This window comes from Nocardioides sp. BP30 (genome assembly GCF_029873215.1).
Lineage (GTDB): Bacteria > Actinomycetota > Actinomycetes > Propionibacteriales > Nocardioidaceae > Nocardioides.
Genome location: NZ_CP123620.1, coordinates 2845884 through 2867046 on the forward strand (window position 1 = coordinate 2845884; position 21163 = coordinate 2867046).

Annotated in this window: 19 protein-coding genes; 11 read left to right on the forward strand and 8 right to left on the reverse strand. The window is 71.9% G+C overall.

Translation table 11 applies throughout. From position 1 onward, the window contains the following. Positions 1 to 7: 7 nt before the first annotated feature. Positions 8 to 457, reverse strand: coding sequence for an RDD family protein (locus tag P5P86_RS13445; RefSeq protein WP_280607950.1), 450 nt, complete (start codon positions 455 to 457; stop codon positions 8 to 10). A gap of 188 nt (positions 458 to 645) precedes the next feature. Here P5P86_RS13445 and glnA point away from each other — a divergent pair, with 188 nt between their 5' ends. Both glnA and P5P86_RS13455 read left to right on the forward strand, forming a co-directional pair. Continuing rightward, positions 646 to 2067 (forward strand): type I glutamate--ammonia ligase, encoded by a 1422-nt coding sequence (gene glnA / locus P5P86_RS13450; protein ID WP_280607951.1) that lies wholly within the window; start codon positions 646 to 648, stop codon positions 2065 to 2067. A 205-nt stretch (positions 2068 to 2272) separates the two neighbouring features. Further along, positions 2273 to 2824: a hypothetical protein gene (locus P5P86_RS13455; protein WP_280607952.1), complete on the forward strand. Its 552-nt coding sequence runs from the start codon at positions 2273 to 2275 to the stop codon at positions 2822 to 2824. A gap of 55 nt (positions 2825 to 2879) precedes the next feature. On the opposite strand, the gene P5P86_RS13460 is transcribed toward P5P86_RS13455, so the two are convergent. Continuing rightward, on the reverse strand, positions 2880 to 3371 hold the full coding sequence (locus P5P86_RS13460) for an FBP domain-containing protein (RefSeq protein WP_280607953.1): 492 nt from the start codon (positions 3369 to 3371) through the stop codon (positions 2880 to 2882). A gap of 45 nt (positions 3372 to 3416) precedes the next feature. Here P5P86_RS13460 and P5P86_RS13465 point away from each other — a divergent pair, with 45 nt between their 5' ends. The 3 genes from P5P86_RS13465 (at position 3417) to P5P86_RS13475 (ending at position 6510) form a co-directional block, all read left to right on the forward strand. Then, positions 3417 to 4043 (forward strand): TetR/AcrR family transcriptional regulator, encoded by a 627-nt coding sequence (locus P5P86_RS13465; RefSeq protein ID WP_280607954.1) that lies wholly within the window; start codon positions 3417 to 3419, stop codon positions 4041 to 4043. A 42-nt stretch (positions 4044 to 4085) separates the two neighbouring features. Next, on the forward strand, positions 4086 to 4442 hold the full coding sequence (locus tag P5P86_RS13470) for a VOC family protein (protein ID WP_280607955.1): 357 nt from the start codon (positions 4086 to 4088) through the stop codon (positions 4440 to 4442). A 334-nt stretch (positions 4443 to 4776) separates the two neighbouring features. Continuing rightward, positions 4777 to 6510 (forward strand): DEAD/DEAH box helicase, encoded by a 1734-nt coding sequence (locus P5P86_RS13475; RefSeq protein WP_280607956.1) that lies wholly within the window; start codon positions 4777 to 4779, stop codon positions 6508 to 6510. Between the two features lie 45 nt (positions 6511 to 6555). Here the strand turns inward: P5P86_RS13475 and P5P86_RS13480 are convergent, their stop codons facing one another. Then, positions 6556 to 6780, reverse strand: coding sequence for a hypothetical protein (locus tag P5P86_RS13480; protein WP_280607957.1), 225 nt, complete (start codon positions 6778 to 6780; stop codon positions 6556 to 6558). A 127-nt stretch (positions 6781 to 6907) separates the two neighbouring features. Here P5P86_RS13480 and icmF point away from each other — a divergent pair, with 127 nt between their 5' ends. Continuing rightward, positions 6908 to 10183, forward strand: a complete 3276-nt coding sequence (gene icmF / locus P5P86_RS13485; RefSeq protein WP_280607958.1) for a fused isobutyryl-CoA mutase/GTPase IcmF — start codon at positions 6908 to 6910, stop codon at positions 10181 to 10183. A gap of 28 nt (positions 10184 to 10211) precedes the next feature. Here the strand turns inward: icmF and P5P86_RS13490 are convergent, their stop codons facing one another. Beyond that, complete coding sequence (locus P5P86_RS13490; protein ID WP_280607959.1) at positions 10212 to 10868, reverse strand: VanZ family protein; 657 nt, start codon at positions 10866 to 10868, stop codon at positions 10212 to 10214. Continuing rightward, positions 10865 to 11578: a M15 family metallopeptidase gene (locus tag P5P86_RS13495; protein ID WP_280607960.1), complete on the reverse strand. Its 714-nt coding sequence runs from the start codon at positions 11576 to 11578 to the stop codon at positions 10865 to 10867. Before P5P86_RS13495 ends, P5P86_RS13490 begins: the two co-directional genes overlap by 4 nt. A gap of 87 nt (positions 11579 to 11665) precedes the next feature. Here P5P86_RS13495 and P5P86_RS13500 point away from each other — a divergent pair, with 87 nt between their 5' ends. Both P5P86_RS13500 and P5P86_RS13505 read left to right on the forward strand, forming a co-directional pair. Beyond that, positions 11666 to 12343 carry a response regulator transcription factor gene (locus tag P5P86_RS13500; protein ID WP_280607961.1) on the forward strand — a complete coding sequence of 226 codons (678 nt, stop codon included), beginning with the start codon at positions 11666 to 11668 and terminating at the stop codon, positions 12341 to 12343. Beyond that, a complete protein-coding gene (locus P5P86_RS13505) occupies positions 12336 to 13442 on the forward strand; it encodes a sensor histidine kinase (RefSeq protein WP_280607962.1) in 1107 nt (368 codons plus the stop codon). The genes P5P86_RS13500 and P5P86_RS13505 overlap by 8 nt, the downstream gene beginning before the upstream one ends. 6 nt (positions 13443 to 13448) lie before the next feature. Here P5P86_RS13505 and P5P86_RS13510 read toward each other — a convergent pair whose 3' ends face one another. Then, on the reverse strand, positions 13449 to 13991 hold the full coding sequence (locus P5P86_RS13510; RefSeq protein ID WP_280607963.1) for a sugar O-acetyltransferase: 543 nt from the start codon (positions 13989 to 13991) through the stop codon (positions 13449 to 13451). Between the two features lie 64 nt (positions 13992 to 14055). Then, complete coding sequence (gene sigJ, locus P5P86_RS13515; RefSeq protein ID WP_280607964.1) at positions 14056 to 14931, reverse strand: RNA polymerase sigma factor SigJ; 876 nt, start codon at positions 14929 to 14931, stop codon at positions 14056 to 14058. A 137-nt stretch (positions 14932 to 15068) separates the two neighbouring features. On the opposite strand from sigJ, the gene P5P86_RS13520 reads away from it, so the two are divergent. After that, positions 15069 to 15521 (forward strand): carboxymuconolactone decarboxylase family protein, encoded by a 453-nt coding sequence (locus P5P86_RS13520; RefSeq protein WP_280607965.1) that lies wholly within the window; start codon positions 15069 to 15071, stop codon positions 15519 to 15521. A 68-nt stretch (positions 15522 to 15589) separates the two neighbouring features. Here the strand turns inward: P5P86_RS13520 and P5P86_RS13525 are convergent, their stop codons facing one another. Then, positions 15590 to 16198 carry a methyltransferase domain-containing protein gene (locus P5P86_RS13525; RefSeq protein WP_280607966.1) on the reverse strand — a complete coding sequence of 203 codons (609 nt, stop codon included), beginning with the start codon at positions 16196 to 16198 and terminating at the stop codon, positions 15590 to 15592. A gap of 190 nt (positions 16199 to 16388) precedes the next feature. Between P5P86_RS13525 and P5P86_RS13530 the strand changes: the two genes are divergently transcribed. Both P5P86_RS13530 and P5P86_RS13535 read left to right on the forward strand, forming a co-directional pair. Then, positions 16389 to 19421, forward strand: a complete 3033-nt coding sequence (locus tag P5P86_RS13530; RefSeq protein ID WP_280607967.1) for an EAL domain-containing protein — start codon at positions 16389 to 16391, stop codon at positions 19419 to 19421. 219 nt (positions 19422 to 19640) lie between these two features. Then, on the forward strand, positions 19641 to 21113 hold the full coding sequence (locus P5P86_RS13535) for a lytic transglycosylase domain-containing protein (protein WP_280607968.1): 1473 nt from the start codon (positions 19641 to 19643) through the stop codon (positions 21111 to 21113). Positions 21114 to 21163: the final 50 nt, after the last annotated feature.

The following is a 21163-nucleotide window of genomic DNA, read 5'->3' on the forward strand; positions in this document are numbered from 1 at the left end:
GTCGCGCTCAGCCGGCGAGCCGGCGGAAGTAGGTGCGGTAGGTCTGCAGGGTGACGGTGGCGCTGCCGCACGACAGGTCGTGCACGCCCCGGCCGTCGGGCCGGAAGATCAGCGGCGGGATCACCACCGCGACCATGAGCTGGCGCGCCACGGCGCGCAGCGGGTCCAGGGGCCGGGGATCGCCGTCGACGCGCACCGTGCGCAACCGCGTCGCGAGCTTGCCGAACGAGCCGCCGACGAGCGTGGTCAGCAGCGCCGACTCCACGACGTACACGACCGGGACCAGCACCTGCTTGGCTCCGCCGGGCGAGGTGTAGGCGTCCCAGCCGATGAAGAACACGACCACCAGGATCGAGAGCGCCCAGTCCACGATCAGTGCCAGCACCCGGCGGGCCCACGAGGCGGTCTCGAAGGGCAGCGCGCGCGGGTCGGTCGAGGTGGGTGCTGCGGAGCTCACCCGCCCAGCCTAGATGCCCACCCCCCGGACCCCGACTCGGCCAACCTGTTACACGGCTGAAACAATCACGTCACGGCTGCGCAACTGCCCGGACGTAGTTTGCGAGCCACAGCCGAGGCAGTGCCGCCTCAGCCGAGTTCCACCCGCGAGCGATCTCGGCCGCGCGAACGTGCGGCCAAGGAGGACGAATGTTCAGCACTGGCGATGAGCTGCTCAAGTTCATCAAGGACGAGGGAGTCGAGTTCGTCGACGTCCGTTTCGTCGACCTTCCCGGCATCCAGCAGCACCTCACCGTCCCGGTGTCGTCGTTCAACCTGGACCCGATGGCGTTCGACGGGTCGTCGATCCGTGGCTTCCAGAGCATCCACGAGTCCGACATGGCGCTCTACCCCGACGTCAGCACCGCCTACATCGACCCGTTCCGCAAGAACAAGACGCTGGCGATGATGTACTTCGTCCACGACCCGATCACGGGTGAGGCCTACTCCCGCGACCCGCGCAACATCGCTCGCAAGGCGCTCGCGTACCTGGCCACCACCGGTATCGGCGACACCGCCTTCTTCGCTCCCGAGGCGGAGTTCTTCATCTTCGACTCGGTCCGGTTCGCCACCGGCATGAACAAGTCGTTCTACGAGGTCGAGTCGTTCGAGGGATCCTGGAACACCGGTGCCGCCACCGACCCCGACGGCTCCCCCAACCGCGGCTACAAGGTCCGCACCAAGGGCGGCTACTTCCCCGTCACGCCGACCGACGGCACCCAGGACCTGCGTGACGACATGGTCAAGCACCTCGAGGAGGTCGGCCTGCTCGTCGAGCGCGCCCACCACGAGGTCGGCACCGCCGCGCAGGCGGAGATCAACTACAAGTTCGACACGCTGCTCAAGGCGGCGGACGACATCATGAAGTTCAAGTACGTCGTCCGCAACACCGCCTGGGCCGCCGGCAAGACCGTCACCTTCATGCCGAAGCCGCTCTTCGGCGACAACGGCTCGGGCATGCACGTGCACCAGTCGATCTGGGCCGACGGCGAGCCGCTGTTCTACGACGAGAACGGCTACGGCGGCCTGTCCGACGTCGCCCGCTGGTACATCGGCGGCATCCTGAAGCACGCCGCCGCGGTGCTCGCCTTCACCAACCCGACGGTGAACTCCTACCACCGCCTGGTCCCGGGCTTCGAGGCGCCGATCTCGCTGGTCTACTCCTCGCGTAACCGCTCCGCCGCCGTACGTATCCCGATCACGGGCTCGAACCCGAAGGCGAAGCGCATCGAGACCCGCTTCCCCGACCCGTCCTCGAACCCCTACCTCGCCTTCTCGGCGCTGCTGCTCGCGGGCATCGACGGCATCAAGAACAAGATCGAGCCGCCCGCACCGATCGACAAGGACATCTACGAGCTCCCGCCGGACGAGATGGCCGAGATCAACCAGGTCCCGACCTCGCTCGGCGACGTGCTGCAGGCGCTCAAGGACGACCACGAGTTCCTCACCGTCGGTGACGTGTTCACCGAGGACCTGATCGAGATGTGGATCGACTGGAAGACCAACAACGAGATCCTGCCGGTGCAGCTGCGGCCGCACCCGCACGAGTTCGAGCTCTACTACGACATCTGATCCTGTGACCTGAGAGCCACCGGCTCTGCCCGAAGCGGCCCCCGATCTGCGACGTCTGACGATCGCACGGTCGGGGGCCGTTGTCGTGCGGGGTGATGACAGCCCCGACGCGGAGCGCGATACTCACCGTAGCGACCGAGGCTGGCACGTCGCTTGCGCTGATCAGGGCGAGCATGAGCGCGCCGACGCGATGCGGAGGAAGCGCATGGGACCGGCCACGTCGACGGTGGCCAGATCGGCCGCGGCGGCCGCGGCGCTGCTCGGCGCGGCCGGCCTGGCCTTGGCGGGAGCGCCCTCCGCCTCGGCCGATGGCGTCCATGGCGTCCATGGCGTCGGCGCGCTCCGCAACGCCACCGCCCCCGCGTCCTGCCGACATCCGGCCACCCGGCTCGTGGGCTACCACCGCGACTTCGGATCCGAGGGGTCGGTCCGGTTGCTGAAGCGGCACGCCGTCTTCGGGCGGCTGGGCAGCTCGCACCGATCGGTCGGCATCGCGCCGCTGGAGTGTGACGCCGGCGGAGTGCTCTGGCCGATGCTGATCGCCGTCTACGGGTCCGGGCCTCAGCTGTTGGGAACCGTCGACCTGCGCCACATCCCGCACGCCCAGGAGCACGAAGACGTCAGGAGCCTGCGCCTGAGCCACCGCACCCTCCTCGTCAGGTTCGTGGGGTACGACGGAGCCGGGTTCGACCTCCACCACCATCGGGCGACCCTCAACTGGCGCCACGGACACCTGCGGTGGCACCTCACCGACTGATCGGCCAGGCTCAGCCCATGGGGGCCTGTTCCCCCCGCCGGCGCGCCGAGGTACGTCACCGGAGCACCCGGGAGATGAAGGTGTCCAGGTTCGCCAGCAGCCGTTCGACCTTCTGCTCGGAGGTGAGCCGCTCCTCCATGACGACGGTGCCGTTGCTGCGGAGGTTGCGCACCAGGAGCGAGCAGTCGAGCGCCGCGCAGAGGTAGATGCCGACCGAATCGCCGCGCTGGCCTGCTGCTCCCGACCGGGGTGCGACCATCAGGGCCACGGATCCGACGGTCGTGCACAGGTCGCACATCGTCTTGCGCGCCCTCCCCACGGCGCTCTCCGAGGCGCGGAGGGCGACCGCGCGGACCCGACCACCACGTTCGACGACGAGGTACTTCCGCGCCGGAGCCTTCGGATCCTGCCACCCCAGGTAGTCCAGGTCGGCCCACGGCCGTTCATCCAGGTCCGCGGGGAGATTGACCCGTCCCGCCGCACCCTTGCTCAGGTTCACGAAGGCGGTGCGGATCTGCTGGTCGGTCAACGGGCTCACGCCGAGCATGCTAGGTTTCCTACGATCATAAGGCAAAAACCTTGAGGAGTTAGCTTGCGACAGGGGCTCACCGCTGAGATCGTCGTACGCGCCGGGGCCGACCTGGCCGATGAGGTCGGATTCGACGGCGTGGGCATCTCTGCGCTCGCCCGCCGCCTGGACGTGCGCCCGCCGAGCCTCTACTCCCACGTCCACAGCTCGACCGATCTCTCCGCGCGCATCTGTGCGCTGGCGCTGGACGAGCTGGCCGATCTCGTCGCCGACGCGATCGCGGGCTGCTCGGGGCGGTCGGCGGTCCTGGCGCTGCTGGAGGCGTACGGCGCCTACGCGCGCAGCCACCCTGGCCGGTACGCCGCCATGCGGATGCGCCTGCCGGCGACTCCCCCGTCGGGCGAGGAGGGCGTCGCTCTCGCGGTGGCCGCGGGCCGTCGTCACGCGGCCCTCCTGCGAGCGGTCCTGCGTGCCTACGACCTGTCGGGTGATGCCCAGATCCACGCCGTCCGCCTCCTCGGCAGCGTCGTCGGCGGGTTCGCCAGTCTGGAGTCGGTGGGCGGCTTCGACCTCAGCGCTCCGCCCAGCGAGGAGTCACGCGCCTACATCGCGGACGCGGTGGACGCGATGCTGCGTACATCGACGTCGACCACGCCGAGTGACCCTGCCGCGCCGACCGCTCCCGCCTGAGAAGCCTGCGCCGGGCGCAGACCGGATCGTTAGGCTGCTCGGATGCACATCCTGGGCCTCTGCTTCGCCGGCACCTCGACCGCTGCCCGCGATCGGATGACCCCGTTCGTCGCCGACGTGCTCGGGCTGCCGAAGCAAGAGGTCGAGGGCGTCGAGGTGGACCTCTTCGAGTTGCCTGACGGCAGCTCGTTCGCCGTATCGTGGCCCGGCGGGATGGGCGAGACCACCAGGTCGCTCGGGTTCCTCGTCGCCGATCTCGAAGCGGCCTCAGCCGAGCTGACCGCCGCCGGCATCGCCGTCGGCGAGCCAGGTGAGAACGAGCGCGAGCGCTACCTCCACTTCACCGCGCCGGACGGGCAGCTGTACGAGCTCGTCGAACGGCGACCCTCGCGTCCGTAGCGAGCCTTCGAAGCTGGCGTCGCTGCGATCATGCGCTGGCTGTCACTGTCTCCTCGCGGGGACGACCGGACTCAGGCAGTGGCTCAGCGTCGCCCGAAGAGACGCGGACGAGTGTGACCGGGCGCGTAGACAACCGGCTCCGCCCAGGGGCAGGCAGAGCCAACCGATCGCCTCGTCAACGGCGCGTCCCCAGGGCGTAGCCCCCAAGAGACCATCGAGGATGCTGTCGCAGCGCTGCCCCACCCACCGCGGCACGGGTCGGTGGCCCGACAGAACCGCGGCAGCACGGAGGCGCCTCCCCCGGCATCCGAGCGCGCCCCGATAGCGTGCGGGGGTGGCCAGCTCTCGTCGATCCGGTACGCGCCGCCGCAAGGCGCCCGTGCGGCGGGGCGGAGCCCCGCGGACGCAGCGGGCGCTGCCGATCGCCGGCCCCGGTGAGCGGGTGTGGGTGCTCGACGTGCCCTACGGCACCCAGGTCGACGGTGCGACGTGGCATCCGGCGGTCAAGACCCACCTGTACGTCGGGCACGCGCTGCCGGCACACCTCGCGCCATACGCTCCGGGGCCCTACACGCTCGGTCGCTTCCTCGAGAACAGCCTCAACCCCGACCACCCGGCACCGAACCCCGAGCCGACCGACGCGCTCGAGCCCCGCAGGATCCAGTTCGAGGCCGCCGATGCGATCGCGGCGCGGGCGGCGGCGGGTGGGCGGCTGTTCCTGCTGGCCGACGAGCCGGGCGTGGGCAAGACGATCTCGGCGGTCCTCGCGGCGACGGCGGTCGGCGATCTGCGCGGCGCCCGGCGGGTGCTCGTGGTGGCCGACCGGCCGGCCGCCATCACCATCGGGCACTGGTGCCGGACGATCGCGGCCCTCGGCGACGGGGGTCTGGAATGGGTGGTGATCACCTGGGACCGGCTGGAGAAGGTCAAGGATCACAGCTGGGAGGTGATCATCGCCGACGAGGCGCACGCGCTGCGGCGTACGACGACCAAGCGCTGGAAGCTGTGGTCGCGGATCTCGGGCCACACCCTGCCGCACGACAAGGCGCCGTTCGTGATCGCGACGACAGCGACACCCGGCCATACACCGCTGGAACTCCCCTACCTCGCCCCCGCCTACGCGCAGGTGCTCGGCGAGCCGATCAGGGAGTGGACCTCCGCGACGCAGCCCGGGGCGGCGTTCGCCACCGCGCTCGAGCGGCACGGCGTCGGCATCGAGCAGAGCCGGTACGGCGCCGCCTGGACCACCGACCCGGGCCGCCGGGCCGCCGACCTCAAGCTGGTGCGCGGGTGGCTCGCCGACGACCGGCCGCCGGCGATGCTGCACCGGGCAGCCCCGTGGGGCCCGGTGCCGATCTCCGGCATGCCGGTGGCGCTCACGCCGGCCGAGCGGACGGCGTACGAGGCCGAGTGGGGCGAGTTCGGCCGCGAGATGGACATCGCCCGCCGCGGCCGCAACAACGCGTTGGGTCGGGCCGCGCTGCTGCGCTTCCGGCAGAAGGCCGGGCTGATCCGGGTCGACTCGACTGTCGACTGGATCGCCCAGCAGGTCCAGTCGACGCGGCAGGTGGCGTGCTCGGTCGAGTTCGTCGCGACCGCCGCGGACCCGATCGCCGACAGGTTGCGCGACGCCGGGATCGAGGTCGCCACGATCTACGGGCGCGACCGCTTCGACGCCGAGGCCGAGCGGCTCCGGTTCCAGACCGGGCAGGCGAAGGTGTGCGTCTTCACCACCGTCGCCTCGATCAGCCTGCACGCCGGCGAGACACTGCCCGACGGCCGCCAGGCGAGCACCGAGCCGCGGGTCGGCGTCTTCCACCAGGCCCGCTTCTCCGGCATCGCCGGGCGGCAGGTCACCGGCCGCACCCACCGCGACCACCAGGTCTCGCCGTGGCACATCGCCTACGCCGAGGGCACCGTGGAGGAGCAGGTCGGCAAGGTGATGGTCGAGCGGATCGCCGCCGCCTCCGACACCGTCGGCAGCGACACCACCGGCCTCGCCGAGCTCGCCCGGCTCCTCGGCGCCGACTGGTTGCCGACCGCGAGCCTCACCGAGGACGGCTCCTGATCGTCGCCGCGGTCGTCACGCCCGGAGCCGCGACACCGGCTCCGCTCACTCCTTCACGGCGACTGGTCGGCCGTGCTGGGCGCGGTAGTCGTTCCACGCCTCCGCTGCGACAGCCCGCTGCCGCTGGGCGGTGTCGCCCTCCGGGCCGGGCTCGAGCGGGTTGCCGTACTCGTCGCGGCCCTCGCGCAGCGCCTTCGACGCGCGGTCGGCCTGTTCGAAGGCCTCGCGCAGGCGCTGATCGACCGCGTCGTCCCAGGTCTCAGAGTCCATGGGACCGGCGGTACCCAGCGATCCGGGACGCAGACGAGCGGTAGGTGGGCGGGCGTCGTGGCCCGAAATAGTTGGATGTCCTAGTATCTTCGGTGGTAGGACGTCCAACGAGTTCCGCGAGGTAGCCATGTCCGGCCTGCACACGCCCACCCACCCGATCCGACTCGTCACCGCCTCGAGCCTCTTCGACGGCCACGACGCGTCGATCAACATCATGCGGCGCATCTTCCAGGCGCAGGGCTGCGAGGTCATCCACCTCGGCCACAACCGGTCCGTCCGGGAGGTCGTCGACGCCGCCCTGGAGGAGGACGTCCAGGGCGTGGCCGTCTCCTCCTACCAGGGTGGTCACATCGAGTACTTCGAGTACCTCGTGGAGTCGCTGCGCAGCCAGGGCGCAGGCCACGTCAAGGTGGTCGGTGGAGGCGGTGGCGTCATCGTGCCGGCCGAGATCGAGCGGCTGCGGCGCTCCGGGGTCACGATCTTCTCCCCCGAGGACGGTCAGCGGCTCGGGCTCGCGGGGATGATCAACACGGTCGTGGCCGAGTGCGACTTCGACCTGTGGAGCTCGCGCGAGGTCAGCGCGGACCAGGTCATCAGCGGCGATCGCTTCGCCGTCGCCCGGGCGATCACCGGCGCCGAGGCGGGGGTGCTCCCGCCCGACGTCCTCGCCGGCATCAGGGCAGCCGCGGCCCGGCACCACGCCCCGGTGCTCGGGATCACCGGCACCGGCGGCTCGGGGAAGTCCTCCCTCACCGACGAGCTGATCCGGCGCTTCCGGATCGACCAGCAGGACAAGCTGCGGATCGCCGTGATCGCCGTCGACCCGACCCGCCGCCGGGGCGGTGGCGCGCTGCTCGGCGACCGGATCCGGATGAACTCCCTGGACGGGGACCGGGTCTTCTTCCGCAGCCTGGCCACCCGCGGCGCGCACGAGCTGCCCGACCACCTCGACGCCGTGATCGCCGTCGCGCGGGCAGCCGGCTTCGACCTGATCGTGGTGGAGACCCCCGGCATCGGCCAGGGGGATGCGGCGATCGTGCCGTTCGTCGACGCCTCGCTGTACGTGATGACGCCGGAGTTCGGCGCCGCCTCGCAGCTGGAGAAGATCGACATGCTCGACTTCGCCGACGTCGTCGCCATCAACAAGTTCGAGCGCCGCGGCGCCAAGGACGCCCTGCGCGACGTGGGACGGCAGCTCGTCCGCAATCGCGAGGCCTTCGGCAAGCAGCCCGCCGACATGCCCGTCTTCGGTACGTCGGCGGCCACCTTCAACGACGATGGCGTCACGGCGCTCTACCAGCACCTGCGCGACGTCCTCGCCGACAAGGGCGCCACCTTCGACCAGGGCACCCTGCCGCGCGTCGAGGTGCGGCACTCCTCCGGGGTCCACCAGGTGGTGCCCGGCGACCGGGTCCGCTACCTCGCCGAGATCGCCGAGACGGTGCGTGGCTACCACGCCGAGACCGAGCGGCTCGCCGAGGCTGCCAGCCGGCTGCAGCGCGTGACGCAGGTCGCGGCCGAGCTGAGCGGGGACGGCAGCGGCGACGGCAGCGCGGACGGCAGCGCGGACGGCAGCGGGGACACGGGCGCGAACGGCGGCCTGGCCACGCTGCTGGAGAGGGCGCGCGCCGGTCTGCCCGGTGACATCCAGCAGCAGATCGAGACCTGGCCGGCCGTGGTGGCGTCGTACTCCGGCGACGAGCAGGTCGTCCGGATCCGGGACCGCGAGCTCACCACCCGGCTGACGCGGGAGTCCCTCAGCGGCAGCAAGATCCCGCGCGTCGCCCTGCCGCGCTTCACCGACCACGGCGAGCTGGTCCGGTTCTGGCGCCGGGAGAACCTGCCGGGACACTTCCCCTTCACCGCCGGGGTGTTCCCGTTCAAGCGCGACGGCGAGGACCCGGCCCGGATGTTCGCCGGCGAGGGCGACCCGGCCCGGACGAACCGACGGTTCAAGGTGCTCTCCGCCGACAGCGAGGCCAAGCGCCTGTCCACCGCGTTCGACTCGGTCACCCTCTACGGCCGCGATCCCGACGAGCGTCCCGACATCTACGGCAAGGTCGGCACCTCGGGCGTCTCGGTCGCCACGGTGGCGGACATGCGGCTCCTCTACGACGGCTTCGACCTGGTGGCGCCCTCGACCTCGGTGTCGATGACGATCAACGGACCCGCTCCCACGGTGCTGGCGTTCTTCCTCAACACCGTCATCGACCAGCAGGTCGACGCGTTCCGCAGCAAGGAGGGTCGCGATCCCTCGGAGGAGGAGCGCGCCATGCTCGCGGCGTACGCCGTCGCCAACGTCCGCGGGACGGTCCAGGCCGACATCCTCAAGGAGGACCAGGGTCAGAACACCTGCCTGTTCTCCACCGAGTTCAGCCTGCGGTGCATGGCCGACATCCAGGAGTGGTTCATCGCGAACCAGGTGCGCAACTTCTACTCGGTCTCGATCTCCGGCTACCACATCGCCGAGGCCGGCGCGAACCCGATCAGCCAGCTCGCCTTCACCCTCGCCAACGGGTTCACCTACGTCGAGTCCTACCTGGCCCGCGGGATGGACATCGACGACTTCGCCCCCAACCTCTCCTTCTTCTTCTCCAACGGGATGGACCCGGAGTACTCGGTGATCGGCAGGGTCGCGCGCCGGATCTGGGCGGTGGCGATGAAGGAGCGGTACGGCGCGGGCGAGCGCAGCCAGAAGCTCAAGTACCACGTCCAGACCTCGGGCCGCTCGCTGCACGCCCAGGAGATGGACTTCAACGACATCCGCACCACCCTGCAGGCGCTGACGGCGATCTACGACAACGCCAACTCGCTGCACACCAACGCCTACGACGAGGCCGTCACCACGCCCTCCGAGGAGTCGGTCCGACGAGCGTTGGCGATCCAGCTGATCATCAACCGGGAGTGGGGGCTGGCGATGAACGAGAACCCGCTGCAGGGCTCGTTCATCATCGACGAGCTCACCGACCTGGTCGAGGCGGCCGTGCTGGCCGAGTTCGACGCGATCAGCGAGCGCGGCGGCGTGCTCGGGGCGATGGAGACGGGCTACCAGCGGGGTCGGATCCAGGACGAGTCGATGCTCTACGAGCACCGCAAGCACGACGGCTCGCTGCCGATCATCGGCGTCAACACCTTCCGCCGGCCCGATGCGGACGGCACCCCGCAGACGGTCGAGCTGGCCCGTGCCACCGATGCCGAGAAGCGGTCCCAGCTCGAACGCACCCGGGCCTTCCAGCAGGCCCACAGCGACGAGGCGGCCGCCGCCCTCACCCGGCTCAAGGAGGCGGCGATGTCGGGTGAGAACATCTTCGCCGTGCTGATGGACGCCGCCCGCGTCTGCACGCTCGGCCAGGTCACCGAGGCGTTCTTCGAGGTGGGTGGGCAGTACCGCCGCAACGTCTGACGGCGGCCGTGGCCGGGGAGGAACCGGATCACCGGCCGGCGCCGACGACGGGGCCCGGCCCCGCCGTGGCGGTCGCACGCGTATCGCCGACGGGTGCCGCCGCGGTCGACCGGTCCCGCCGCCACCACGGCCAGGTCAGCACGGCCGCCAGCCCGGCACCCGCCGTGTTGAGGAGGACATCGTCGACCGAGGCCACCCGGCCCAGCGGCAGCACGTACTGCGCCGTCTCGATCAGGGCCGAGCACGCGGCGCCCAGCACCACGATCCGGGGCAGCGACGCCAGCGCGCGGAAGCGCACCGGCCCGAGCGCGCCGAGCGCGGCGAAGACCAGCAGGTTGCCGACCACCTGGTAGGTCGGCATCGTCTGCAGGTCGCGCAGCGGCACCAGGCTCAGCTGACCGTGGACCCGGCCCGCCCCGCTGCCCGGCAGCATCGTCAGCCACACCCACGGCAGCGTCCCGTAGGCGATCCCGACCTCGCACAGCGCGCTGCACCACGCCCAGCGTGCGGAGGCCCTGCCGCGCCGCCGACGGCGCGCCAGCAACCAGCCGACGAGCACCGCGATCGGCAGCGCCGCCAGCGTCGACAGCACCACCACGTCGTACCGGGCGACCCAGTCGCTGCGCGTGCCGACGATGACGACGCCGTGGCCGGGGGTCAAGGGCGCAAGATGGCGGCTGCTCACTGCTGCATCCGCGGGTCGTGGGTCGGATCGGCGTACGGCGCCGGGCAGCCGTGGTCGATAGCGCTCAGCCGCAGCTCGAAGTGCCAGGACTCGTTGCGGTAGGTCCGGCACAGCCCGTAGGCCGCGCCGTGCTCGGCCAGCCAGCCGTCGGCCGGGGCTCCCCCGACATCGACCGCCTCGCCGGCCTCGTGCACCGACGTACCGGGTCGGGCGACCCAGCGCGCCGCCACCCGGGCCGAGCCGTACTTCGCCACCGCCTCGGCGAACAGCTGCTCCTGGTAGCCGCGCGAGCGCCAGCCGCTGTTGACGTAGAACGTGACCCCGTCGCTCCTCGCGTCGGTCGCGGCGTCGCGCAGGGCGCCCAGCAGCGCGGGATCGAGCCGCGTCACCCCCGGATAGCGCTCGTCGAAGACGGTGACCCCGTCCGGCAGCTTCCCGTCGGCGCTGTCCACGACGTCCCCGCGGCTGCCCGGCACCCGCACCGGCAGGTGCTCGTCCGAGCGCTCGTGCAGCACCGTCGTGGTCAGGGGCGCGGCCGGGTCCAGCGCCCCGGGCTTCGCTCGCGTGGACGTCGTGGAGGAGAACCCGATGAGCGACTCGCGGCCCAGGACGGCCACGATGCCGGCCGTGGCGAGCGTGACGACGACGGCTGTCATCACGACGGGGCGCGTACGCCGCACCGCAGGTCGCGCCGAGCTGTGGAATCTCATGCAGCCATTCCACGCAGTGCCGCGTTGCCGGCGCGTATGCGGTTTTCGATATGCCGGCGATATGCATCCGCTCTCTAGCATCGGGGCATGCGCGTGTTGGTGGTCGAGGACGAGCCGCTCCTGGCCGAGGCGGTGCGCGACGGCTTGCGCCTGGAGGCGATCGCCGCCGACGTCGCCGGCGACGGGGACAGCGCCCTGGCGATGCTCGGGGTCAACACCTACGACATCGCGGTGCTCGACCGCGACATCCCCGGACCCTCGGGTGACGAGGTCGCCCGGCGCATCGTCGCCTCGGGGTCCGGGATGCCCATCCTCATGCTCACCGCCGCCGACCGGCTCGACGACAAGACATCGGGTTTCGAGCTCGGCGCCGACGACTACCTCACCAAGCCCTTCGCACTGCAGGAGCTCGTCCTGCGGCTCCGCGCCCTGGACCGCCGCCGCGCCCACCACCGACCGCCCGTGCGCGAGCTCGCCGGGCTGCGCCTCGATCCGTTCCGCCGGGAGGTCTACCGCGAGGGCCGCTACGTCGCGCTCACCCGCAAGCAGTTCGCCGTCCTGGAGGTGCTGGTCGCGGCGGAGGGCGGGGTGATCAGCGCGGAGGAGCTGCTGGAGCGGGCCTGGGACGAGAACGCCGACCCCTTCACCAACGCGGTCCGGATCACCGTCTCGGCCCTGCGCAAGCGGCTCGGCGAGCCGTGGATCATCGCCACCGTCCCCGGTGTCGGCTACCGGATCGACACCGACGGATCCGGGCATGGATAGACCACCCGGTCTCAGCGTCCGGCTCAAGCTGACGCTCAGCTATGCGGGATTCCTCCTGCTCGCCGGTGCCGTGCTGCTGGTGGCCGGCTACTTCTCGCTCTCGCGTGGCTTCCATCCCGGCGTCGTCTTCACGGTGCGCAGCCATGCCGACCTGCTGCACTCCTTCGCCCCGATCGCGGCAGTGGTCCTCGGCTTCCTGCTCGCCTTCGGCCTGCTCGGCGGCTGGATCCTGGCCGGGCACATGCTCGCTCCGCTCACCCGGATCAGCGACGCCACCCGGATGGCGGCGCGCGGCTCCCTGTCCCACCGGATCGAGATGGAGGGTCCCAGCGACGAGTTCCGCGAGCTGGCCGACAGCTTCGACGCGATGCTCGAGCGGCTCGAGGCGCACGTGGGCGAGCAGCGTCGGTTCGCGGCGAACGCCTCCCACGAGCTGCGCACCCCGCTGGCGATCACCCACACCCTGCTCGACGTCGCCCGCCGCGACCCCGACCGGGACATCGACACGCTCCTGGACCGGCTCCAGATCGTCAACACCCGGGCGATCGAGCTCACCGAGGCGCTGCTCCTGCTGAGCCGGGCCGACCAGCGCGCGTTCACCCGCGAGCCGGTCGACCTCTCCCTGGCGGCGGAGGAGGCCGCCGAGACGCTGCTGCCCCTCGCCGAGCGGCAGGGCGTGACGATCGAGACCTCCGGCGAGGTGGCACCCACCAGCGGCTCGCCCGCCCTCCTCCAGCAGCTGACCGCGAACCTGGTCCACAACGCGATCGTGCACAACCTGCCCGAGGGCGGGACGGTCCGGGTCGCCACCTCCTGCGAGGCAGGGACCGCCGTGCTCACCGTCGAGAACACCGGCGCCCGGCTCGGCCCGCACCTGGTCGCCACGCTGACCGAGCCGTTCCGTCGCGGCACCGAGCGCCTCCACGCCGACCATGCCGGCGTCGGTCTCGGGCTCGCCATCGCCCAGCGCATCGCCGAGGCGCACGACGGCGTCCTGCTGCTCGCGCCACGTCCCGAGGGCGGGCTGCTGGTCACCGTCCGGCTGCCCTCGTCGTCGGCCGAGCGTGCCGAGGCGCCCCGGCAGGCCCGGCCGACGTAGGCGCCCTCAGATGCTCCTGCGCTCCACGTGCCCGGTGCTCGTCACCACCGACATCGGCGGCACGTCCTTGGCCACCACGGTGCCGGCGCCGACGACCGAGCCGCGCCCGATCCTGACACCCGGCGCCACGGTCGCGGCGGCGCCGATCCAGACGTCCTCCTCGATCACGATGGGGGCGTGCGTGATGCCGCTGTAGCGGTCCGCGAGGGGGATCGGATGACCGGCGGTGGTCAGCGTGACGTGCGGACCGATCATGGTCCGGTCCCCGATGGTGATGCCGCCGAGGTCGAGGAACGAGCAGCCCTGGTTCACGAAGACCCCCTCCCCCAGCACCGTCCCCAGACCGTAGTCGCAGTAGAACGGCGGGTAGATCGTCACCGTCTCGGGGCACCGCCTCCCGAAGATCAGGTCGAGCAGCGCGGCGCGTCCGGCCAGGTCCTCGAACGGCAGCGCGTTGAGCCTCGCGGTCAGCTCCATCACCGTCTGGACCCGTTCGGTGAACTGCCGGGACTCCGTCGTACGTCGGGCCAGGAACCGTTGCTCGAACACGGCTCGATGCTGGCACGAGCGACCTGCCCTGCCCGGCCCACCACGCCGTCGCGACACGACCGGCTCACGGCCGCCAGGCGGCGAGCTTCCCGGGATTGAGCACGACCCACACGTCGGTGATCCGCCCGCCCGCGACCCGCAGGTTGAGCACGCCGCGCACTGCGGTCTCCTCGGCGTAGGTCAGGGCCAGGCCGTCGGCCGTGCGCCGCTCCACCAGCCGCCACGTCGGCCGCTTCGCCAGCACGCCGAGCAGGAAGCGGGCGACCTTGTCGGGGCCGGTCACCGGGTTGCGGGCAGCGCTGACCACGCCGCCACCGTCGGCGCGCAGCACCACCGCCGGATCCAGCAGGGCCGTCAGGGCCCCGAGGTCACCGCCGGCGGCGGCCGCACCGAAGGCCCTGACAAGTGCGTCGTGCTCGGGCGCGGGGGCGAGCTCGCGGCGCTGGGAGCCCACCTTGCGACGGGCGGAGGTGGCCAGCTGGCGGACCGCTGCCGGCGTGCGTCCCACGACCTCGGCGATCTCGGCGAAGGGCAGCTCGAAGACGTCGTGCAGCACGAAGGCCACCCGCTCGGCCGGGGTCATCGCCTCCAGCACCACGAGCAGGGCGCTGCTGACGGTGTCGTCGAGGGTGATCCGGTCGGCGGGGTCGGTCGGGGCCGCCAGCAGCTCGGAGGGCACCGGCTCGGGGAGCCAGGGGCCGACGTACTGCTCGCGGCGTACGCGCGCCGACTTGAGGATGTCGAGACAGATCCGGCTGGCCACCCGGGTCAACCAGCCCTGCGGGTTCTCGACCGCCGCGCGCTCGGCCTCGGAGAGGCGGTACCAGCGCAGGTAGGTCTCCTGCACCGCGTCCTCGGCCTCCTCCAGGGTGCCGAGCAGGCGGTAGCCGAGCGCGATCAGCCGACGCCGCTCCGCCATCACCGCATCGAGGTTGTCCATCGGCCTGCCTTGGGTGCTCACGACGTGATGACGATCCACCGGGGTGATCTGTGAGGACCTCACATCGGCGAGGGCCGCCTCGTCAAGAGGACGTACGCCGGGAGCACCCGGCCGATCCCGCACGAAGGAGTCCCCCGATGGGTCAGCACGTCAACGTCAGCAAGCTCTTCCCCGCCCTCTACGAGGCGCAGCTCCAGGTCGAGTCCGCCGCCCGCGAGGCGGCCGAGACCGCCGGCCTCGACCCGCTGCTCGTCGACCTGGTGCGGCTGCGCGCCTCGCAGCTCAACGGCTGCGCGTTCTGCCTGCGGATGCACACCCGCGACGCGCTGGAGAACGGCGAGACCACCGACCGGCTCGCCGTGGTCGCCGCCTGGTGGGAGTCGCAGTACTTCACCCCGCAGGAGCAGGCGGCCCTCACCCTCGCCGAGCGGGTCACGCAGATCGGCGCCGAGCACACCTCGCCGGCACCCGCCGTCGACGTGGAGGCGGCGCTCGACGAGAAGCAGATCGCCGCCGTCACCGCCGTCGCCATCGCGATCAACGGCTGGAACCGGCTGGCGATCACCAGCGGCTACCCGGTCGCGCCCTGACCCGCACCTGACCGGGTGGCGCAGCGGGTGCGCCCGGGTGGATCCGGGTGCACCCGGGTGCGTCGCCGCTACGCCCGCCTGCCGAGCAGCGCGAGCACGCCGCCCTCCCCCTCGCGCACCTCCCGTACGTCGAGGTCGGCGAGCTCCTGGGCCAACGCGTCGACCTGACCGCTGTCGCCGAGCTGGAGCAGGACCTGTCCACCCTCGAGAAGGTGCCGATCGGCCAGCCGCACGCAGGTACGCGCGATGTCGAGGCCGTCGGCGCCACCGTCGATGCTGTCGACCGGGTCCTCGGCGTAGTGGTCGGTGCGGTCGCTGGGCACCCACGGCGGGTCCGCGATCACCAACGCGTAACGCTCGTGCGGGGCCACCACCTCCTCCATGGCACCGGTGCGCACCTCCACCACCTCGCCGAGACCGGCCGCGCTCGCATTGCGCCGGGCGTAGTCGCACGCCGAGGGCGAGGAGTCGACGCAGACCAGGCGGCGGCCGGTGCCGAGGATGGCGAGCAGTCCGATGTGGCCGACGCCCGAGCACAGCTCCAGCACCGGACCCGCCGGCGCCGCGGCCAGCAGCTCGCGCGCCCATGCGGACTGCTGCTCGGTCCAGGGACGCGGGCGCAGGGTGTCGTCGGCGTACGCGATCCGCAGCGGGCCGAAGGTCATCAGTGAGGGCACGGCACCTCGTTATCCACCAGCGGCCAGGTCACTCCGGGAACGATCGAGGTTTCGGCAGGCGACCGGGCGGGCGACCGGGCAGGCGACCGGCCGGGTCCCGGGGTCCCGAGTCGCGGCGAACCCGAGAATTCGCCGTCAACTCTGCGCCAAAATCTCCGATAGGCCTCATGGGTTGGGACGGAGGGTCCGCTTGCACGCTGGCATCGACACGCTCATGCTCACGGCCGACGGCCGCCTCGCGGCGACCGTCGCCGCAGCCGCGAGCGCCGACGGGACGAGCCTGCTGGTCCGGCGCACGCAGACGCCGGCCGGGGTGCTCGCCGCGCTGAACCACGGCCAGGGACCCGACCTGCTCCTGGTCGACGTGACGGTGTGCTCCGGCGCCGAGCTCCGCCAGCTGCTGCACAGCTCCGCGCAACGTGACACGGCGGTGGTGGCGCTCGTGCCGGCCGGTGAGGAGCAACGCGGCCTCGACGCGATCCAGCTCGGCGCCGAGGACTACCTCGAAGGCGACGACGCCACCGTGCTGCGGGCGCTGTGCAAGGTCGCCCGGGCCTCGGTGGCGCGGCACCGCAGCAATCCGGCCCGCTACCTGCGCACCATCTTGGACAACTCCCCCGACGTGGTCATCACGGTGGACCAGGACCTGGTGGTGCGTCAGGCCAACGCCACCGCCGAGCGGTTCTTCCAGGTCGAGGCCGACGACATGCTGGGCCGGTCCGTCGACGAGCTGGCGCCGCCCGAGGAGCGCGACGCCCAGCGTGCGGCACTGCTCCGGGCCCTCTCCGGCGTCCCCGCGGCGATCAACGAGACGGAGCGGCGGCTGCCCGACGGCACCGTCGCGCACATCTCGCTGACGTGCCTGCCGGTGACCGGTGACGACGGTGCCGTCATCGGTGCGTGCACGATCGTGCACGACATCAGCGAGACGGTCGCCGCCCGGCACCGGCTCGAGCGCACCCTCAAGCGCCAGGAGGTGGCCGAGGAGGCAGCGCACGTCGGCGCCTTCGAGGTGGATCTGGCGACGATGCAGATCGCCATCTCCCGCGAGCTCGCCCGGTTGCACTACCGCGACCCGGACGACCTCGTGCTCTCGATCGACGACCTGCTGCGCGGGGTGCACCGGGACGACCGTGAGCTGCTGCTCGCCCTGCAGGACGTCCGCGGTCCTGCCACGATCGACTACCGCTTCCGCGGTCCGGACGGCACCGACCCCCGGCTGCTGGAGATCTCCGGGCGGTGGCTGCCCGGGGACGGACCCGACCACGCCGGCTACTTCGTCGGCATCGAGCGCGACGTGACCGAGCAGCGCGCCCAGGAGGAGCAGATGCGCTTCCTGGCCCACCACGATCCCCTCACCGGTGCGCTCAACCGGCGGGCCTTCGAGGCCCTGCTCGCCCAGCGGGTGGGGCAGCACTGCGACGAGCAGCAGGCCAGCGCGCTGCTGATGATCGACCTCGACGGCTTCAAGCACCACAACGACACCTACGGACACGCGGTCGGCGACGCCATCCTGGTCAGGATCGCCGGCGCCGTGAGCAACCGGTTGCCGGCGCAGGCGGCGCTCGGCCGGATCGGCGGCGACGAGTTCGTCGTCTTCCTGCCCGAGGCCGGCAGCGAGCACGCAGCCCAGATCGCCGACCTCCTGCTCGCCGTGGTCGCCGACGCCGCTCGGACGGCCTCTCCCGACCCGGTCCACCCGGTCACGGCGAGCATCGGCATCGCCGGCTTCGCCGGAGCCGCCGAGCCCGCGCTGGTGCTGCGCCGGGCCGACGAGGCCATGTACGCCGCCAAGAGCAACGGCGGCAGGCAGTGGGCGCACTGGAGCGAGCAGCCGATCGACCTCGTGGATCCGGTCATCGACCTCACGACCGCCGCCGGGAACCGGCTCGAGCGGCTGGCCGCCCTCGCCGTCTCCCAGACGTCGGCACGCCGCGAGCTGCTCCGCGACCTGACCCTGGACACCGCCACCGGGCTCCCGGGCCGGCACCACTTCCTCGGTCTGGTCGAGCATCGCCTCACCGGCTCCGCGGACCTGCAGGCGGCGTACGCCGTCCGTCTCGGCGGGATCGACCTGCTCGACGACAGCACCGAGCGGACGGCTCGCGACGCCCTGGTCGGGGCCGTCGCGGCGCGGCTGGCGCAGGCGCACGGCCCGGGCGCCCTGGTCGGCCTGCTCGACGACGCCGAGCTCGGCCTCCTGCTGCCGGCCGGGACGCTGGAGCACCGCGAGCGACTCGCCCGCCGGCTGCTCAGCTGCCTGGAGGAGCCGTTCGCCGTCGCGGGTGGCGAGTTCGCCCTGCTGCCGGCGATCGGCATCGCCACCGGCGGCCGCGACGGCGATGCCTACACGCTGTTCCGGGACGCGTCGATCGCGGCCGCTGCACCCCGCACCGAGACGCCGGACGGGTTCCGGCACTACGAACGCTCGCTCCGCACCCGTGCCACCGCCCGACTCGCCGAGCACGCCGCGCTGCGACGCGCCATCACGAACCGCGAGTTCGGTCTGGTCTTCCAGCCCGCCCTCGAGCTCGCCACCGGCGTCTTCAACCGCGCCGAGTCGCTGGTGCGCTGGTATCGGCCCGGCGGCGAGGTCGTCGGGCCGGACCGGTTCATCCCGCTGGCCGAGGCCACCGGTCTGATCGTGCCGCTGGGCGACCTCGTCCTCGACCTGGCGATCGACCAGGCGCTGGCCTGGCGCGCGGCGCTGCCGCACGTGCGCATCCCGGTCAACCTGTCCGCCGTGCAGCTGGGGATGCCCGGCTTCGCCGCAGGCGTCATGACCAGGGTCGCCGACGCGGGCCTGACCTCGTGGCCGATCACCTTCGAGGTGACCGAGTCCGCGTTGATGGAGAACCTCGAGGCCAGCCAGGAGGCGCTCCAGCAACTGCGCGACGCCGAGTTCCGCGTCGTCATCGACGACTTCGGCACCGGTCATTCCTCGCTGGCCCGCCTCGACCAGCTCCCGGTCGGCGGCATCAAGGTCGACAAGCTGCTGGTCAAGCGACTGGCCGGCGACCCGACGGCGCGGGCCGTCCTGCGCGCGATCGTCGACGTCGGGAAGGCCTACTCGATGCTCGTGACGGCCGAGGGCATCGAGGACGCGGAGACGCTGCGGATCGTCCGCGAGATCGGCGTCGACTACGCACAGGGCTACCACCTGAGCCGGCCCAGGCCGGCCGGCGAGCTCGTCGAGCTCCTCCGGCGCGGCTGGCCGCACTGACCTGCCGGCGAGACGCACGGGTCCCCTCTCCGGGCATGGTCCAGACTGAGGGCAGCGACCAGGCCCGAAGTTGTCACCCGGATGAGTGGATCTGGACATTCTCCTGAGAAACATCCGCTGTTCACCTGACTTACCTACGGTTCCGGCGCAGGATGGATGAAACGCCCGTTCCCGGGTCCGGCGTTTGCTGGGCTTGCCCGAGTTGCAGAAGTAGTGATGATGTCGCGGAACCTTCTCCGTACCAAGGCTGTGGTCCTGGTCCCCCTCGCCGCCCTCACCGCCGTGGTGGCCACCGTGGAGGCCCAGCAGAGCGATGGGACGGCAGCCACCGCCGGTCCGCGCAGCACCGCCGCGAGCGTCGCTCCGGTGCTGCCCGCCGCTATCACACCCTCGGCGACACCCAGCGTGACGCCGCAGCTCGACGCCGCCAGCACCACCGACGCGCCGCCGGCCAGTGTCACCGGCCCGGGCCAGCTCTCCGGCGCCCTCACCGTCGGCGGCGGCAACGGTCCGCTGCTGGGCCGGCTGAGCAGCGTCGCCGTCAGCGGCGCCGGCGCCACCTCGGCCATCTCCAGCACCGCCCTGTCGGCCTACCAGCGCGCAGCCTCGGTGATCGACCAGGCCGACACCAGCTGCAACCTCGGCTGGGAGCTGCTGGCGGCGATCGGCACCGTCGAGTCCGGCAACGGCACGGCCGGCGGCAGCCAGCTCAGCCCGGCCGGTCTCGCCACGCCCGCCATCTACGGTCCCGACCTCGACGGCACCCACCACACCCAGCAGATCGCCGACACCGACGGCGGCCAGCTCGACGGCGATCCCACCTCCGACCGGGCCGTGGGGCCGATGCAGTTCCTGCCCTCGACCTGGGTGATGGTCGCGGTGGACGGCGACGGCGACGGGCGCCGGGACCCGCAGGACATCAACGATGCCGCCCTCGCCTCGGCGGTCTACCTGTGCTCCACCGGGGCGGATCTCTCCACACCGGCGGCCCAGCACGCGGCGCTGCTGCGCTACAACCACAGCGACGCCTACGCGACCCGGGTGCAGACCCTGGCGACGTCCTACAGCACCGACGACGACCTGACCGGCGTCGTCCCGGCGACGTTCCTGGTGCCCACCGGGAGCGCCGGCGCCACGGCCACCACGGACGCGACCGCGAAGCAGAAGAAGACCAAGAAGCACCAGACCACGAAGAAGCACCACCACAAGGCCGCTCACACCAGCACGACCAGCGCCTCGACGTCGAGCACGAGCGCCACCCCCGGCACGACCCCGGGTAAGACCTCCGGCACCCCGACCACCGGCGCGAGCACCGGCCCCACCACCACTGCCCCCGGCGCGGCCACCACCGCGCAGCTGACCGAGGTATGCCAGCTGCAGATCGCCAGCACCTACCCCGATGCCACCGACGACGCGGTCCAGGCGGCACTCACCCGCTGCCTGACGCTGCTCGACGGGCTCACGCTGGCGCAGGCGAAGGCGCAGGTGCAGGACGTGGTCGAGGCGTTCGTGGACCCCGACACCACCGACGGCCCGATCGCCGGTCTGGAGCCGACCGGCACCCCGACCGAGGACCCGTCCGGATCCGCATCCGACGCCCCGTCGACAGGCTCCTCGGATGACCCGTCCGACGACACCGGCTCGACGGATCCCTCAGCCAGCGCCTCGCCGACCGCCTCCGCGACGAACTGAGTTCACCCGGCGGCCCTTTCGAAGCGTCGGCACTCGTGTCATGGTCGAGA

Coding starts and splice junctions, on each gene's coding strand:
- P5P86_RS13505 (WP_280607962.1), top strand. CDS start 12,336: ATGGATAGACCACCCGGTCTCAGCGTCCGGCTCAAGCTGACGCTCAGC.
- P5P86_RS13460 (WP_280607953.1), bottom strand. CDS start 3,371: ATGCTCGGCGTGAGCCCGTTGACCGACCAGCAGATCCGCACCGCCTTC.
- icmF (WP_280607958.1), top strand. CDS start 6,908: ATGTCCGGCCTGCACACGCCCACCCACCCGATCCGACTCGTCACCGCC.
- sigJ (WP_280607964.1), bottom strand. CDS start 14,931: ATGGACAACCTCGATGCGGTGATGGCGGAGCGGCGTCGGCTGATCGCG.
- P5P86_RS13500 (WP_280607961.1), top strand. CDS start 11,666: ATGCGCGTGTTGGTGGTCGAGGACGAGCCGCTCCTGGCCGAGGCGGTG.
- P5P86_RS13455 (WP_280607952.1), top strand. CDS start 2,273: ATGGGACCGGCCACGTCGACGGTGGCCAGATCGGCCGCGGCGGCCGCG.
- P5P86_RS13480 (WP_280607957.1), bottom strand. CDS start 6,780: ATGGACTCTGAGACCTGGGACGACGCGGTCGATCAGCGCCTGCGCGAG.
- P5P86_RS13495 (WP_280607960.1), bottom strand. CDS start 11,578: ATGAGATTCCACAGCTCGGCGCGACCTGCGGTGCGGCGTACGCGCCCC.
- P5P86_RS13470 (WP_280607955.1), top strand. CDS start 4,086: ATGCACATCCTGGGCCTCTGCTTCGCCGGCACCTCGACCGCTGCCCGC.
- P5P86_RS13520 (WP_280607965.1), top strand. CDS start 15,069: ATGGGTCAGCACGTCAACGTCAGCAAGCTCTTCCCCGCCCTCTACGAG.
- P5P86_RS13535 (WP_280607968.1), top strand. CDS start 19,641: ATGTCGCGGAACCTTCTCCGTACCAAGGCTGTGGTCCTGGTCCCCCTC.
- glnA (WP_280607951.1), top strand. CDS start 646: ATGTTCAGCACTGGCGATGAGCTGCTCAAGTTCATCAAGGACGAGGGA.